Annotated in this window: 15 protein-coding genes; 5 read left to right on the top strand and 10 right to left on the bottom strand. The window is 71.6% G+C overall.

The window, feature by feature from the left end; translation table 11 throughout:
* Positions 1 to 117 precede the first annotated feature (117 nt).
* Positions 118 to 741: an HDIG domain-containing metalloprotein gene (locus EER34_RS14570; protein WP_127476006.1), complete on the bottom strand. Its 624-nt coding sequence runs from the start codon at positions 739 to 741 to the stop codon at positions 118 to 120.
* A gap of 118 nt (positions 742 to 859) precedes the next feature.
* Between EER34_RS14570 and hutU the strand changes: the two genes are divergently transcribed.
* Both hutU and hutI read left to right on the top strand, forming a co-directional pair.
* On the top strand, positions 860 to 2,539 hold the full coding sequence (hutU, locus tag EER34_RS14565; RefSeq protein ID WP_127476004.1) for a urocanate hydratase: 1,680 nt from the start codon (positions 860 to 862) through the stop codon (positions 2,537 to 2,539).
* A 411-nt stretch (positions 2,540 to 2,950) separates the two neighbouring features.
* Entirely contained in the window at positions 2,951 to 4,120 is a 1,170-nt protein-coding gene (gene hutI, locus EER34_RS14560; RefSeq protein WP_127476002.1) for an imidazolonepropionase, read from the top strand.
* 57 nt (positions 4,121 to 4,177) lie between these two features.
* On the opposite strand, the gene EER34_RS14555 is transcribed toward hutI, so the two are convergent.
* The 7 genes from EER34_RS14555 to EER34_RS14525 form a co-directional block, all read right to left on the bottom strand.
* Positions 4,178 to 4,465: a protease inhibitor I42 family protein gene (locus EER34_RS14555; protein WP_127476000.1), complete on the bottom strand. Its 288-nt coding sequence runs from the start codon at positions 4,463 to 4,465 to the stop codon at positions 4,178 to 4,180.
* 12 nt (positions 4,466 to 4,477) lie between these two features.
* On the bottom strand, positions 4,478 to 6,139 hold the full coding sequence (locus EER34_RS14550; protein WP_127475998.1) for a DUF8189 domain-containing protein: 1,662 nt from the start codon (positions 6,137 to 6,139) through the stop codon (positions 4,478 to 4,480).
* A gap of 144 nt (positions 6,140 to 6,283) precedes the next feature.
* Complete coding sequence (locus EER34_RS14545) at positions 6,284 to 6,754, bottom strand: SixA phosphatase family protein (protein ID WP_127475996.1); 471 nt, start codon at positions 6,752 to 6,754, stop codon at positions 6,284 to 6,286.
* Positions 6,755 to 6,809: 55 nt separating this feature from the next.
* Positions 6,810 to 7,700, bottom strand: a complete 891-nt coding sequence (locus EER34_RS14540) for an agmatinase family protein (RefSeq protein WP_127475994.1) — start codon at positions 7,698 to 7,700, stop codon at positions 6,810 to 6,812.
* Positions 7,701 to 7,727: 27 nt separating this feature from the next.
* On the bottom strand, positions 7,728 to 8,078 hold the full coding sequence (locus EER34_RS14535) for a gamma-glutamylcyclotransferase family protein (protein ID WP_127475992.1): 351 nt from the start codon (positions 8,076 to 8,078) through the stop codon (positions 7,728 to 7,730).
* A 256-nt stretch (positions 8,079 to 8,334) separates the two neighbouring features.
* A complete protein-coding gene (locus EER34_RS14530; RefSeq protein WP_127475990.1) occupies positions 8,335 to 9,606 on the bottom strand; it encodes a DUF445 domain-containing protein in 1,272 nt (423 codons plus the stop codon).
* 129 nt (positions 9,607 to 9,735) lie between these two features.
* Complete coding sequence (locus EER34_RS14525; RefSeq protein ID WP_127475988.1) at positions 9,736 to 10,908, bottom strand: acyl-CoA dehydrogenase family protein; 1,173 nt, start codon at positions 10,906 to 10,908, stop codon at positions 9,736 to 9,738.
* Between the two features lie 78 nt (positions 10,909 to 10,986).
* Between EER34_RS14525 and EER34_RS14520 the strand changes: the two genes are divergently transcribed.
* Positions 10,987 to 11,985: a TIGR00341 family protein gene (locus EER34_RS14520; RefSeq protein ID WP_127475986.1), complete on the top strand. Its 999-nt coding sequence runs from the start codon at positions 10,987 to 10,989 to the stop codon at positions 11,983 to 11,985.
* A 33-nt stretch (positions 11,986 to 12,018) separates the two neighbouring features.
* Here the strand turns inward: EER34_RS14520 and EER34_RS14515 are convergent, their stop codons facing one another.
* On the bottom strand, positions 12,019 to 12,780 hold the full coding sequence (locus EER34_RS14515) for an alpha/beta fold hydrolase (RefSeq protein ID WP_127475984.1): 762 nt from the start codon (positions 12,778 to 12,780) through the stop codon (positions 12,019 to 12,021).
* A gap of 245 nt (positions 12,781 to 13,025) precedes the next feature.
* Between EER34_RS14515 and EER34_RS14510 the strand changes: the two genes are divergently transcribed.
* Positions 13,026 to 13,430: a pilus assembly protein CpaE gene (locus EER34_RS14510; RefSeq protein WP_127475982.1), complete on the top strand. Its 405-nt coding sequence runs from the start codon at positions 13,026 to 13,028 to the stop codon at positions 13,428 to 13,430.
* A gap of 37 nt (positions 13,431 to 13,467) precedes the next feature.
* Here EER34_RS14510 and EER34_RS14505 read toward each other — a convergent pair whose 3' ends face one another.
* On the bottom strand, positions 13,468 to 14,673 hold the full coding sequence (locus EER34_RS14505) for an MFS transporter (RefSeq protein ID WP_127475980.1): 1,206 nt from the start codon (positions 14,671 to 14,673) through the stop codon (positions 13,468 to 13,470).
* A 400-nt stretch (positions 14,674 to 15,073) separates the two neighbouring features.
* Between EER34_RS14505 and nrdH the strand changes: the two genes are divergently transcribed.
* A complete protein-coding gene (gene nrdH / locus EER34_RS14500) occupies positions 15,074 to 15,307 on the top strand; it encodes a glutaredoxin-like protein NrdH (RefSeq protein ID WP_019181042.1) in 234 nt (77 codons plus the stop codon).
* Positions 15,308 to 15,310 lie beyond the last annotated feature (3 nt).

Below are 15,310 nucleotides of genomic sequence, written 5' to 3'. Positions count from 1 at the left end.
CGCGCTCCCCGCGCTCCCCGCGCTCCGCACGCTCTGGATTGTGTGGAGAAGGTTGCGGTATGCGGACGTCGTTTCCGCGACCTACTCCACACAAACCGATGTGGGATGGGGGAGGGGTCAGTCGGGGAGCGAGTGCGCCACGAGCAGCCACGGCACGGACGCGTCGGGACGCGCCGCGGCGCCGCGCGCGTCGCCGTCGCAGCGAACGACGACCGCCCAGTCATCGAGCGACGTCCCGGCCGCGCGCAGCCGCCGCACCGCCTTCGCGGAGGGGCGGCCGCGCACCGACACGTGCGCCATGTGCGTGGCGATGATGGCGGATGCCGCGCGCACGAGCGGCTGGGGGAGCCCGAGGCGTCGCCCGAGCGCGACGGCGATCTCCGCGCCGCGCTCCGCGTGCCCGTATGAGGTGATCCGGCCGTCGCGGCGCGCCGTCGTGTCGGGCTTGCCGATGTCGTGCCACAGCGCTGCGAGCACGAGCAGCTCCCGCGCGTCGGCGGAGGCATCCGCTCCGTCCGCGTGCAGCGCGGCGAGGTCGGCCGCCCAGAGCGAGTGGACGAGCACGTCGCCCTCGGGGTGCCACGACGGGTCCTGCGGGGTGCTCGCGAGCGCGGCGTGCTCGGGGATCTCGTCGACGAGCAGCTCGTCGCGAAGGCGCCGCGAAGGCACCCCGGGGCCGCGCAGCGACGCGCGCAGTCGTTCGCCGCGTTCGCGGTCGGTGCGGGAGGTGGCGGCGGACATGTCCCCATTGCATCAGTCGCCCCACACTCGGGCAACCGCGGGCGCTCGTCTGGTATGCCAGACACGAGCCCTGACGCGGGCGTTGTCGCGAGGGTCGCCGACGTGTGGAATCGAGAGCATGACCGACACCACCCACCCCGGCGCGACCGGCGCACGGACCGTCCGCGCCGCGCGCGGCAGCGAGCGCACCGCGAAGAGCTGGGGCGCCGAAGCAGCCAAGCGCATGCTCATGAACAACCTCGACCCGGAGGTCGCCGAGCATCCCGAAGACCTCGTCGTCTACGGAGGCACGGGCAAGGCGGCCCGCAGCTGGGAGGCGTTCGACGCGATCGTGCGCACGCTCGACGAGCTCGAACCCGACGAGACGCTGCTTGTGCAGTCCGGCAAGCCGGTCGGCGTGTTCCGCACGCACGAGTGGGCGCCGCGCGTGCTCATCGCGAACTCGAACCTCGTCGGCGACTGGGCGACGTGGCCGGAGTTCCGCAAGCTCGAGGAGCTCGGACTCACGATGTACGGCCAGATGACGGCCGGCTCGTGGATCTACATCGGCACTCAGGGCATCCTGCAGGGCACGTACGAGACCTTCGCCGCCGTCGCGCGCTCGCTCGGGCGCGACGACCTCACCGGCACGCTCACCCTCACTGCGGGATGCGGCGGCATGGGCGGCGCGCAGCCGCTCGCGGTCACGCTCAACGGCGGAACGGTCCTCATCGTCGACGTCGACGAGTCGCGCCTCGCCCGCCGTGTCGAGCACGGCTACCTCGACGAGTACACGACCGACCTCGACGCTGCGATCAGCCGCGTCGTGGCGGCCAGGGAAGCCGGTCAGGCGCTCAGCGTCGGCGTCGTCGGCAACGCCGCCGAGGTCTTCGGCGACCTGCTGCTGCGCAAGGTGCCGATCGACATCGTGACCGACCAGACCAGCGCGCACGATCCGCTCGCGTACCTGCCCGTCGGCGTCGCATTCGAGGACTGGAAGGCCGAGGCCGAGCGCGACCCGGAGGCCTTCACCGCCCGCGCGCGGGGCAGCATGGCCAAGCACGTCGCCGCGATGGTGGGATTCATGGATGCCGGAGCCGAGGTCTTCGACTACGGCAACTCGATCCGGCGCGAGGCCGAGCTCGGCGGGTTCGCGCGGGCCTTCGCCTTCCCCGGGTTCGTGCCGGCGTACATCCGCCCGCAGTTCGCCGAAGGGCGCGGACCGTTCCGCTGGGTGGCGCTCTCGGGCGACCCGGAGGACATCCGCAAGACCGACCGCGCCGTGAGGGAGCTGTTCCCCGACAACGCCGGGCTCGTCCGCTGGCTCGACAAGGCCGGCGACGCCGTGCACTTCGAAGGGCTGCCTGCCCGGATCTGCTGGCTCGGATACAAGGAGCGGCACCTCGCCGGACTGAAGTTCAACGAGATGGTCGCGTCGGGCGAACTCGCCGGCCCGATCGTCATCGGGCGCGACCACCTCGACTCCGGATCGGTGGCGAGCCCATACCGCGAGACCGAGGCGATGGCCGACGGCTCCGACGTGATCGCCGACTGGCCGCTGCTGAACGCTCTGCTCAACACCGCGAGCGGCGCGTCGTGGGTGTCGATCCACCACGGCGGAGGCGTCGGCATCGGTCGCAGCATCCATGCCGGTCAGGTCACCGTCGCCGACGGCACGGATCTCGCCGCCGAGAAGCTCGCGCGGGTGCTCACGAACGATCCCGGCACCGGCGTCATGCGCCATGTCGACGCGGGCTACGACCGGGCGAAGGAGGTCGCGCGCGAGCGCGGGCTGAACGTGCCGATGCTCGACCGCTGACGACGGTCGGTTTCGACCCGGGGTGGGGCCCGGCGGCGCCCCGAGCATCGTCCGTGTCCCGACTGTTCCCGGATTCCGGGGCGTGAGGCGGCGCAAGATGGGACATGAAGCGCAAGAATCGGGACACGACACTGCTCGAGCTGCTCAGAACGGCACAGACGGCACGGGACGGCACGGACGGCTGAGCACGGCACGAACGGCACGGACGGCACGAACGGCACGAACGGCACGGACGGGACAAACGGCACGGACGGCACGGACGGCACGGACGGCACGAACGGCACGGACGGCTGGAACGGCTGAGCACGGCACGGACGGCACGAACGGCACGGACGGCACAGCACTGCTCAGCACTGCTAAGCACGGCTCAGCACTGCTAAGAGCGACACAGAACGGAAGGGCGGGCGGACGATGGCCGCACTCATCACGAACATCGGCGAGCTGACGACCAACGTCTCCCGTGACGGCGACCTCGCCGGAACGATCACCGACGCCGCGGTGCTGATCGAGGGAACGCGCATCGCATGGGTCGGACCGGCGGCGGATGCCCCGGCCCCGGTAGCGGGCATGGGCACCGTCGACGCGGCCGGCCGGGCGGTGATCCCCGGCTTCGTCGACAGCCACACGCACCTCGTGTTCGGCGGCGACCGCGCCGACGAGTTCGAGGCGCGAATGACCGGCACGCCCTATGCCGCCGGCGGCATACGCCGGACCGTCGCCGCCACGCGCGGCGCGAGCGACGAGGCGCTGCGGGCGCGTCTGGCCGGATTCGTGACCGAGCTGCACGCGCAGGGAACGACCACGTTCGAGATCAAGACCGGGTACGGACTGACCGTGCACGACGAGGCGCGCCTCGCCCGACTTGCGGCCGAGGTCACCCCCGAGGTCACGTTCCTCGGCGCGCACGTCGTCCCTGCCGAGTTCGCCGAGCGCCGCGACGAATACGTCGACCTCGTGGTGGGGGAGATGCTGCGGGCCTGCGCTGCGCACAGCCGGTGGATCGACGTGTTCTGCGAGAGAGGAGCGTTCACGGCGGACGAAAGCGAGCGGATCCTCGCGGCCGGCGTCGCGCACGGCCTGCTGCCGCGGGTGCACGGCAACCAGCTCGGGCACGGCGAAGGCGTGCGGCTCGCCGTCGCGGCGGGTGCGGCATCCGTCGACCACTGCACCTACCTCGACGACGCGGATGTCGCGGCCCTCGCCGGGTCGCAGACCGTCGCGACGCTGCTGCCCGGCGTCGAGTTCTCGACCCGCCAGCCCTATCCCGACGCGCGGCGTCTCATCGACGCGGGGGTGACCGTCGCGATCGCGAGCGACTGCAACCCGGGGTCGAGCTTCACCAGCTCGATGCCCCTGATGATCGCCCTCGCCGTGCGCGAGATGGGGATGACGCCGTCCGAGGCCGTATGGGCTGCGACGGCGGGCGGCGCGCGAGCGCTCCGCCGCGACGATGTGGGCGCGATCGCGCCGGGGATGCGCGCCGACCTGGTGCTTCTCGACGCGCCGACGCGGGTGCACCTGGCCTACCGACCCGGTGTGCCGCTGATCGCAAGCGTCTGGAAGGACGGCGTCGGACTCTGACGCGCCGCCCGGGAGGCGACTCCCGGCGTGGAGCTGCTCCGTGCCCGCGGGTGTGGTTCAGTCCGTCGCGTCGATCGTGAAGGCCCGCTCGTCGACGGGCTCCGCCTCCCACGGCCGCTGCAGCACGAACACGACCTCGTGGGCACCGGCCGTCTCGGCGACGAGCGTGAAGACCACCCAGTGCGGCGCACCGGGCGGCGACCCGGCCTCCGGCGGGAGGCTCTCGCGAGCCTCGAGCCGAAGGCCGGGCTGATCGTCACGCAGCCGCCACTCGTATCCCGCTGCGCCGAACGACTCCAGCACGATGCGGAACGGTTCGCCCGCGAGGGCTGTGACGTGCTCCATCTGCTGCTCCGGTCAGATCGTCCACTTGTGGTACATGTGGCTGTCGGTCCCCATCACGAACGTGTCGATCCGGTTCGCGGCCCACGAGCTCGCGCCGACGCCCGAGCTGAGGATGCCGCCGAGGTCCTGCCAGTCGACCCATGCGCTGCCGTTCCAGGCCTTGTGGTACATGTGCGAGTCGGTGCCCCGCGCGAACACGTCCACACGGTTCGGCCCCCACGAGACGGCCCCGGGCGCTTCCGTGATGACCCCGCCGAGGCTCTCCCAGCCGCGCCACGCGGTGCCGTCCCACCAGAGGTGCCACATCGCCGAGTCGCCGCCGGCGGCGAACACGTCGAGACGGTTCGGACCCCACGACGCCACCGTCGGCGCGGACGTGATGTAGCCGCCCAGGCGCTCCCAGCCGCGCCACGCGGTGCCGTCCCACCAGAGGTGCCACAGCGCGTAGTCGCCACCGCGGGCGAACACGTCGATGCGGTTCGGTCCCCACGAGACGGCCGCCGGCTCGGACGTGAGGAAGCCGCCGAGGCTCTCCCAGCCGCTCCATCCGCCCTGGAACCACTTGTGGTACAGCTTGTGGTCGGTGCCGACCCCGAAGAGGTCGAGTCGCCCCGATCCCCAGCTGCTGATCGCCGGTCCGTCCTGGACGATGCCGCCGAGGCTCTCCCAGCCCTTCCACGACGAGCCGTCCCACCATCGGTGCCAGACGGCGGAGTCGGTGCCCCGCGCGACGACGTCGATGCGGTTCGGACCCCACGACTCGGCCTGCGGACGCGACGTGAGGATGCCGCCGAGGTCTTCCCATCCGCTGAACTGCGTGCCCGGCAGCGTGACGCCCGCGGCCCCGTGGAACGGGTACGTGGTGTCGATCCCGGCCTGGCCGTAGGCGATCTTGAAGTAGCCGCCGTCGCCCCATCCGGTGCCCCAGCTGTTCTTCGCGATCCATGCCTGCTCGGCCTCGGAGTACCCGATGACGAGCACGCAGTGAAGGCCTGCGAGGTTGCCGCTCGTGTGACGGTAGACGCCGCTCGCGTAGTAGAAGAAGTCGTCGTAGACCTCCAGCACCGCCGAGACGGGGCCTTTCGTCGTGAGGTGGTTCTTGCGATCGGCGGCGCTCGCCAGTGCGTTCCACGCCGTGATCTTCACGGCCCGCTTGTCGCGGTCGGGCACCAGCTTGCAGACCGGTGCGCCCCCGGCGCCGGTGAACGCGGTCGAGTACGGGAAGGCCGCTTCATCGGGGATGCCGCGAGCCTTGATCTCGTCGAGCGCCTGCGACGGCCACCACCCGCCGCAGTTCGCGCCGTGGTTCGAGCAGAAGTGGAGGTCTGCCTCGGAGAGGTCGAGCCGCTGCCCTTTCTCGATCGACGCCATCGACTCGACGAGTCCCGTCGTGCAGAACGAGACGCACGAGCCGCAGTTGCCCTGGTCCTTGGGCGGCGTCACGTGGTTCCCGTTGCGATTGCGCCAGTCGACCGCGGGATCGAACGCCGGAGGCGCCCCCGCGGCCGCGCGTGGCGCCATCTCCGCGCGGAGTGCTGCTTCGTCGACGACGACGCCCAGCATCCGCTTCTTCTTCTCCTCCGAGAGCGTCGCGACGACGTTCTCGCGCGCGACCCACGTGGGGTTGTTCGCGCGGATCGCCGATGTGAGTTCGGCGAGGTCCAGTCTGGCCATGGCGCTGCCTTCCTTCCCGACACAGGTGGTCGTGTGCTGGGGAGGAGGCCCACACGCGGGCGGCTGATACCGTGGCCGGCCCCGGGCGGAGGTCGGCGCGGCATCACGCGGGCGGCTGATACCGTCGCCGGCCCCGGGCGGAGGTCAGCGCGGCGTGTCGAAGGTCCAGTCGGCGGGGTCGAGCGCGGTCGCGACGTTCCAGTCGTCGGCGTCCCACGCGAAGGTCGCGACGGCGCAGGTCGGCATATGCGCGATGCCACCCCCCGACAGCCGCTCGGCGAGCACGCTCATCCCGGGATCGTGCGCCACGACCATGACCCACGACGCGCGCGACTCCACGGCGGCCTCGAGGATCCTCGACGCACCCGCACCATAGAGGGTCTCCTGGAGCTCGATCGCGACGCCGGTCTCCTTGCTGAAGAAGCCGGCCGTGGTCCTCGCGCGCGCCGCGGTGCTGGCGAGGATCACGGCGGGACGCCAGCCGAGTTCGGAGAACCGCGCCGCCATGCGCGGGCCGTCGCCGCGCCCGCGGTCGTTCAGTGGTCGGTCATGGTCGTCGAGTGACGCGTCGCCCCAGTCGGACTTGGCGTGGCGGACGAGCGCGAGCCGGATCATCGCCCGATCCCCATCCCGGCGGCGACGTCGAGAACGCACGTCACGACGGCGCCGGTCATGCCGCGACCGCCTTCCCGGCGAGGAGCTCCAGCACGCACAGCGCTGCGAGCCGCACCGTGCGGCCGTCGGGGGCGTCGGCGGTCGCGTCGACCTCGACGATGTCGGCGCTTCGCAGGCGCGGATCGGATGCCGCGGCCCGAACGAGCGCTCGCAGCTCCCACGCCGCGAGACCGCCGGGCACCGACGCGGGGCACCCCGGGGCGACCGAACGGTCGCAGACGTCGACGTCGACGTCGAGGTGGATGCCGCCGCCACCGCCACCGGCGATGTCGAGTGCCTCGGCGATGACGTCGGCGGCGCCCCGGCGGCGGACCTCGTCGAGGGACACCACCGTGATCCCCAGGTCGGCCGCGCGCTGCGCATACGCGACCGAGTTCGCGAAGTCGGCGATCCCGAGCTGCACGATCCGGCGCGGGTCGAGGCCGTCCTCGATGAGGCGTCGCACCGGAGATCCGTTGGAGACCCCGTCGCGAAGGTCGAAGTGCGCGTCGATCGTGATGAGCCCGGTCGCCTGAGCGCCCTGCGCGACCGCGTACGTCGCCGAGTTGTCGCCGCCGAGCGCGATCACGAGCCGGGCATCCGCGCTCAGCTCGCGCACCGCTGCGCGGACGGATGCCTCGCCCTCGGGTCCGTCGGGGGAGGCGATGTCGCCGGCGTCGGCGATCCGCAGCGCCTCGGACAGGTCTGTCGGCGGCGGGCCGAGCAGCGTCGGGCTGTAGCGCTGGAGCGCTTCGCGCACGGCTGCGGGCGTGGCATGGGCGCCGGTGGGCGAGAGCGAGGTCCGCCAGGCGGGCACGCCGAGGATCACGGCATCCCACCCCTCGGCGTCGCGGGGGGCGGGCCATCCTCCGGCGCGCGGCCAGAGCGGATCGTGCGAGAGCGTCACGGGTTCGACGCTACTCCCGTGGCGGCCTCAGGCCGAGACGTACACCCATGCATTCCGTCCGCTTGCGAGCACGACCGAGACGCGGCGGTAGAGCGCGACCTCGTACTCGTCGGAGGCGTCGAGCTCGTCCTCGGTGACCCACAGGGCTTTGCCGACCACTTTGTCGCGCGCACTGCCGGTCGCGCGGACGATCGGATGCACCGACAGACCGGAGAGGTCGGCGACCCGCGGATCCGCGATCTCGGCGTAGTCGACGGTGTAGCCGGGAAGCACGTCGTCCTCGGCCTCCAGGAGGCGCCCGAACGTGTCGAGCTGCACCTCGGGGTGCTGGAGCGTCCCGTAGCTGAAGAGGAGCTGGTCGGGCGAGTCGGCGGCCACGGCATCAGGGTAGCGCGCGAGCGCCGGTTCATCGCGGGCCGAGTCACGCGCGTTCACCGTTCGCGCGCCGGGATCGCCGTCCGAGTCGGTCGTGTGCCCGGTCGCGCACCGGACGCGGGGGCCGTGCGTCAGCGGGGCAGTTCAGTATCAGGGCCGTGCGTCAGCGGGGCAGTTCAGTATCAGGGCAGTGCGTCAGCCGAGCAGTTCAGCACCAGGGCCGCGCGGCAGCGGGGCAGTTCAGTATCAGGGCCGTGCGTCAGCCGAGCAGCGCCTGCGCGATCGAGAAGATCGCGAGCCCGGCGAGGGCGCCGACGATCGTGCCGTTGAGCCGGATGTACTGCAGGTCGCGTCCGACCATGAGCTCGATCTTCTCGGTGGTCTCGTCGGGGTCCCAGCGCTCGACCGTGTCGGTGATGATCGACGCGATGTCGTGCCGGTAGCGGTCGACGAGGAAGACGGCGGCGTCGGTCACCCAGGAGTCCACGCGGTGCTGGAGGGCGGCATCCGTCGTCAAGCGCTCGCCGATCTCGGCGAGTGCCGTGGCGGCGCGCCGGCGCAGTCCGCTCTCGGGGTCGGCGAGGGACGCGAGCAGTCCGGTCTTGGCCGTGTTCCACGCCTCCGCGGCGAGCTCCCGCACCCGGGGGCTGTCGAACACGGTCGACTTGGCGTCCTCCAGCCGGCCGATCGTGGCCGGGTCGTGCTGCAGGTTGTCGGCGAGCCGGTCGAGGTAGCCGTCGATCGCGTGGCGGGCGGGATGCTCCGGATCGGCCTGCACGGCGGCGACGAACTTGATCGCCTCGTTGTAGACGGTGTCGTCGACGAACCGGTGCGCGATCGAGGGCACCCAGCTCGGCAGCCGCCGCGACACCAGCCCCGTGAACGCCATCTGGTTGGCGGCGAGCCACGCCGCGATGCTGTCGAAGCCCATGTCGACGGCGCCGTGGTGGGCGCCCGACTCGACGATCCGTCCGAGCCACGCGCCGAGTGGCGGGCCCCATTCCGGCGCGATGAGATGCTCGCGCGCCAGGTCTTCGATGACGCTCTGCACGTCGTCGTCGCTGAGCGCCTGCAGGATGCCGGAAGCCATGACGGATGCTTCGGCCGCGACCCGCTCCGCGTGGTCGGGCTCGCTCAGCCACTCGCCGAGCCGTGCCGCGATCGCGGTCGCCTCGAGCTTCGCGCGCACGACGTCGCCGCGCAGGAACTCCGTCTCGACGAACTCGCCGAGATTCCGGCCGATCTCGTCTTTGCGGTTCGGGATGATCGCGGTGTGGGGGATCGGGATCCCGAGCGGATGCCGGAACAGCGCGGTGACGGCGAACCAGTCGGCGAGCGCGCCCACCATGCCCCCCTCGGCGAACGCGCGGACGTAGGCGAGAGCCGGGATCTGCTCCTGGAAGGCGAACGCGACGGCGAACAGGACGGCCATGAAGACGAGCGCGCCGAGCGCGACGCCCTTCATCAGCCGCAGGCCGCGGCGGCGCTCCTGGTCTGCCGGGCTCAGCAGTTCGGTCGGGGTGCTCGCCATGCGGTCATCCTCGCACGCGCGCACCCCGGGGAGCCGCGACAGCCCGTCGTGACGGTGCGCGTCCCGCGCCGGCGGTCACCGTCGACGGGTCGGGCGTGCTCCGTCCGGCAGCGCCGGACGCGGCATCCGCTAGTCCTCGATCGGTCCGAGCCACGCGGTCGCGACGGTCGAGTGCGCCGACTCGGGGTCGCTCGGGTGGAACACGCCGGCGAGCACGTCGCGGTACAGCCGCGCGAGCTCGTTCGACGCGAAGTACGACGCTCCGCCGGCCACGAGCACGGCCTCGTCGACGATGTCCTTGGCGGAGGTGACCGCGCGGTGCTTGAGGCCGGCGAGCAGGGAGAACCATCGGGGGCCGTGATCGGCGACCGTGTCGACGTCGCGGGCGAGCGCCTTCAGCTGCGGGGGCAGCGCGTCGTACGCGAGGGCCATGCCGGCGATGCGCCACCGGATGTCGGGGTCCTGGCTGTAGGGCTTCCCGGTTCGCTTCGACCTGCGCCGGCCGGCGGCGTCGACGGCGAGATCGAGAGCGCGACGCGCGATGCCCGTGTACACCGACGCCAGGAGGATCTCGAACACGCTGAAGATCGCGAACACGAGCGGGTCGGGGTTCGGACCGGGATCGATCCGGCGCGCCACGCGGGCGGCCGGAGCGACCGCTCCGCGCAACTCGGTCGTGCGCGACTGCGTGCCCCGCATCCCGAGGGTGTCCCAGTCGTCGCGGGTCACGACGCGACCCGCGTCCTCCTCCGACCTGGGAACGAACGCGTAGACCATCTTCGGACCGTCCGGCGAGCTCGTGTCGAGGCCGTGCAGGCCGAGCTGGGTCCACACCGGCGCGAGCGAGGTGAAGATCTTGGTGCCGGTGAAGGCGTAGCCGCCGTCGGCGGCGGGCGAGGCATCCGTCCCGCTCCCGAAGAGCACGAGGTCGTTGCCCGCCTCGCTGATCCCGAACGCGAAGACCTCGCCCGCGGCAGCGCCCTCCTGGACGAACCGCAGGTCGTCGATCCCGCGGTCGGCGAGCACTCGGGCGACGCCGGTCCACACCAGGTGCATGTTCACCGCGAGGGCGGTGGCGGGAGCGGCGCCGGCGAGGCGCTGCTGGAGAGCGGATGCCTCCGCCAGCCCGAGTCCGGCACCGCCCAGCTCGATCGGCACGAGGACGGAGAGGTATCCCGCATCCCGCAGGTCGGCCAGGTCGGCGACCGGGAACGTGTTCTCGCGATCGTGGATCGGCGCCCGCTCGCGGATGCGCTCGATCAGGTCGTCGGGCAGGTACGCGGTCGGATCGAAATCGCTCACCCGCCCATTCTCGCCGGGTTCCGTCGGATGCAGGGCGGTGCATGCCACGATGTTCGCAACAGCGATCGAGGAGCCGACATGTCGCGTCTCACCCAGACCCTCATTCCACCCGTTCAGCGCCAGTCGGCGGAGGAGCTCACCGACGCGCTCGACCTCGGGTACGGCGACAAGGTCAGCAAGCGCACCGGGTTCATGATCATGCTCACGCTGGCCGGCCTCATCGCGATCGCGGGCGTGCTGACGGACTCCACGGCCACGGTGATCGGCGCGATGATCATCGCACCGCTCGGCACCCCGATCCTCGGCATCGGCCTCGGGATCGTCACCGGCCACCTCAGCCTCGTCGTGCGCTCGATCCTGTGGGTGCTCGTGGGGCTCGCGGTCGTCGTCGTGCTCGGGCTGCTGTTCTCCCTCTTCGTCGCCACCCCACAGAGTCTCGCGACGAACTCGCAGGTGACCGGGCGCACGTCGCCGAGCCTCATGGACCTCGTCGCCGCGCTGGCGACGGGGTTCGCCGGCGGGTTCGCGATGTGCCGCAAGGACCTCAGCGCCGTGCTCCCGGGCGTGGCGATCTCGATCTCGCTCGTGCCCCCGCTCGGCGTCGTGGGCGTGTGCGCCGGTCAGGGACTGTGGGGCGACGCCCTGGGCGCGCTCGTGCTCTTCCTGTCCAACGTGCTCGCCCTGGTGATCGCGGGCACCATCGTGTTCACGATGGGCGGCTACGCGCGCGAGCCCGGGTCGTCGCGGACCGCCAATCGCCGCCGCGCCTACACGGTGGTGACGGTGCTCGCGATCGTCGTCGCGCTGCCCCTCGCGGCCAATTCCATCGCCGCCGTGGCCCTGGCGCGCTGGTCCGTGACCATCCAGACGCTCACGGCGAAGTGGCTGGACGACGAGGCCGGCGCCCGCGTGTACGACGTGACCTGGAGCGGGACGACCGCGACGATCGACGTCACGACCGACGACGGCGAGGCACCGCCGGTCGACGGGCTGCAGCAGTCGCTGTCGACCGCCATCCCGAGCTGGGTGGGCGTCGTCGTGGACGTCGGCCAGGGGAACGAGATCGTCGTCCAGTGACGCCGCGCCCGCAGTCGGCGGAGCGGCGGGCGGTCAGCGCCGGAGCGCCGCGAGCAGGTGCGCCACCGTGGCCTCGGGCTCGTCGCGGTGCGGCGAGTGCCCGGCGCCGGCGACGACCGACATCGAGATGCGCGGGTTCGCCGCCACGACCGACTCGGCGGGCTTCCCGGCGAAGATGCTGTAGACCTCCGGGTCGGATGCGATCACGTGCGTGGGCACGGCCAGGACGGCCGCGGCATCCGTCACGTCCCACACCTGGTTCTGGGCGCTCGTCTGCTCCACGGCCCAGCGGCCGGCCTGCTGCGCCGACAGCGACTTGAGCTCGACGTCCTGCTCGTGCCAGTGGGGGTGGGCCTCGCGTACGGCGTGCGTCGAGGGATCGGCGAACGACTCCTCCTGGCTCGCGCGCACGATCTCGCGGTCGCGATCGGTCAGGGCGATGGCCGGGTCGATCAGCACGAGCCGGTTCGCCCAGCGCGGGTCAGCGGATGCCGCGACCGACGCCGCCGCACCGCCGAGCGAATGCGCGACCACCAGGTCCCATGAGCCACCGTCGGTCGGCAGCGTCGCGGCGAGGTCGGTCGCGTAGGCGGCGATCGTGTAGTCGAGGGCACGCGGCGCGGTGCCGTGCCCGCGCAGATCGACGGCGTCGGCGCGCCAGCCGGCGTCGGCCAGCGCGACCCCGTATCGCCACATCAGCGCCCCGTTCGAGCCGAGGCCGTGGACGAGCAGCGCGCGACGCGTCGCGTCCGGAGCGCCCCATGAGAGGCGGGGGAGGGTGAGCGGGGCGGGCATGCCCCCAGCCTAGAAGGGCCGGACGTCCGACCGGTCCGGCCGCGCAGCCCTGCCGGCGACGGCGCCCGTGCGAGGTCATGGCCCGGACGCGCGACCGGTCCGGCCGCGCAGCGCTGCCGGCAACGGCGCCCGTGCGAGGTCATGGCCCGGACGACCGACCGGTCCGGCCGCGCAGCCCTGCCGACGACGGCGCCCGTGCGAGGTCATGGCCCGGGCATGCACCATCCCGCGCGATGATGGTCAGCATGATCTCGACCGAACTGGCGGGGGCGCTGCGCGACGCGGGCCTCGTCTGGCGCCCGCGATCGGGCGATCGGTTCCAGCTCGACGAGCCCGAGTTCGAGGCCGACGTCTTCACGGTGAGTGAGATGACGATCGAGCCGCGCGAGTACCCCACCGGGCGGATCCTCGCCTTCAACGGCACCACCGAATGGGCGCTGGACTCCGTCGCCCTCGAGGACGCGCTGTGGCTGCCCCACGAGAGTCAGCTGCGCGAACTGCTCGGCGGCGCGTTCCGGGCGCTGCGGAGGCTCCCCGACACGTACGAGGTCGAGATCGTGTTCGGCGGGGAGCGGCAGGTGTTCGACTTCCCGGAACCGGCCGACGCCTACGCCCTCGCGCTGCTCGAGGTGCTCCGCCGGATCACCTGACCCGGGCCGGTGGCCCGATCGTGGGCGCGCGTCTCGATCACGTGATGGTCGGCACCGGCTCGGTGTCGGGGATGGGGGCGGCGTCTCGACCGCGGAGGTCGGGGAAGCCCTTCACGAACGCCACCGCGACGAGGAGGCCCGCCACCGCGAACGCCGTCGCGGCGATGTAGGCGCCGGTCGGACCCATGTCGTCGATGAGGAAGCCGGCGATGGCCGACCCGGCCGCTGCGCCGATGAGCTGCCCGGTGCCGACCCAGCCGAAGGCCTCGGCGGTGTCGCTGAACTTCACGCTGGCCGAGGTCATCGCGAAGAGCACCGCGAGGGCGGGCGCGATGCCGATGCCGGCGAGGACGAGCGTGCCGCCGAGCCAGAACACGTTGAGCGACACGATCGTCAGCGCGAGGCCCACGGTCACGATGCTCAGGCGTCGCGCCATCGCCCACGGGCCGATCGGGATGTGCCCGAACGACAGGCCGCCGGCGAGGCTGCCGACCGAGAAGAGGGCCAGCACGATGCCGGCCTCGAGCCCTCCGTGGTCGAAGGTCGCCACGACGCCCGCCTCGACCGCCGAGCACGCGCCGATGAGGAGGAACCCGACGACGGTGGCCAGCAGCACCGGCGCCTTGGTGAGCACCTTGCCGATGCTGCGGCGGCTGCGCGGGATGCGGACGCGTCCGACCTCGGGGGAGAGGATGAACCACGACCCGCCGCCGATCAGGATCACCACGATGAGCAGCAGCGCCTGCACCGTGCCGACCTGTGTCGCGACGAGCGTGATGACGACGGGCGCGACGATCCAGATGATCTCCTGCAGCGACGCGTCCAGCGAGAACAGCGGCGTCAGCTGCTTCGAGGTCACGAGCTTCGGATAGATGGTGCGCGCGGCGGACTGGATCGGCGGCGTCGAGAGGCCGCTGACGAATCCGAGCGCCATGTATCCCGGCAGGGGGAGCTGGAGGAGCGCGATCGCCGTGATCGACACGGCGCAGATGACGAGCGTCGTCGTGATGACGGGTCGCATGCCCCAGCGGCCCATCCAGCGACTCGTGACCGGGCCGGCGATCGCCTGCCCGATCGAGGCCGCCGCGAGCACGAGGCCGGCGGCGCCGTACGAGCCGGTGACGAACTCGATGTGGAGCAGGATCGCGAGGCTCGTCATCCCGTTGGGGAAGCGCGCGGTCAGCTGCGCCGCGATGATGCGCCCGACACCGGGGGTGCGAAGAAGATCCCGGTAGCCCGCCACGCATCAACGTTATCGCGGGCTCCGACGGCGTCGATCGGGTGCGTGCGCGCTCGACACGCCGGGGGCTGTTCGCGACACGCCGCGACACGCCCAAACCGCTCTCCACAGGCGGATCGGATGTCGGAGCCCCCGCATAGCGTCCGACCTGTGGACAGCCGTGGGCGCGGCATCCGAAATCCGTGTGATTCAGGGATTTTCCAGGTTCGGAAACAGGGGTCGTCCTGTGGATGAAACGGTGGAGAACCTGTGTTGTACATGGGGAGAACGGTGGAAAATCACACGGATGTAACTACTAGCCCTTGTGGTGCTATCCAATGTCGGTACCCATATGTAGTATTGGACTCCCGGTGGGGGGCCTGCCGGAAAGATGAGCGGATTTGAGGGGAAAGACAGGATCAACATGGCGATCACGGTCTACACGAAGCCCGCGTGCGTGCAGTGCACCGCGACCTATCGAGCACTGGACTCGAAGGGTATTGAGTACGAGATCCACGACCTTTCGGAGGACCCTTCGGCCCTCGAGCAGGTCAAGGCGCTGGGCTACCTCCAGGCGCCCGTCGTCATCACCGACGAAGACCACTGGTCGGGCTTCCGTCCCGACAAGATCGACGAGCTCGCCTCGCGGCTCGCGTGATGC

The organism is Microbacterium sulfonylureivorans, assembly GCF_003999995.1.
Taxonomy (GTDB): Bacteria; Actinomycetota; Actinomycetes; order Actinomycetales; family Microbacteriaceae; genus Microbacterium; species Microbacterium sulfonylureivorans.
This window is presented reverse-complemented; position numbering and strand designations above follow the sequence as displayed.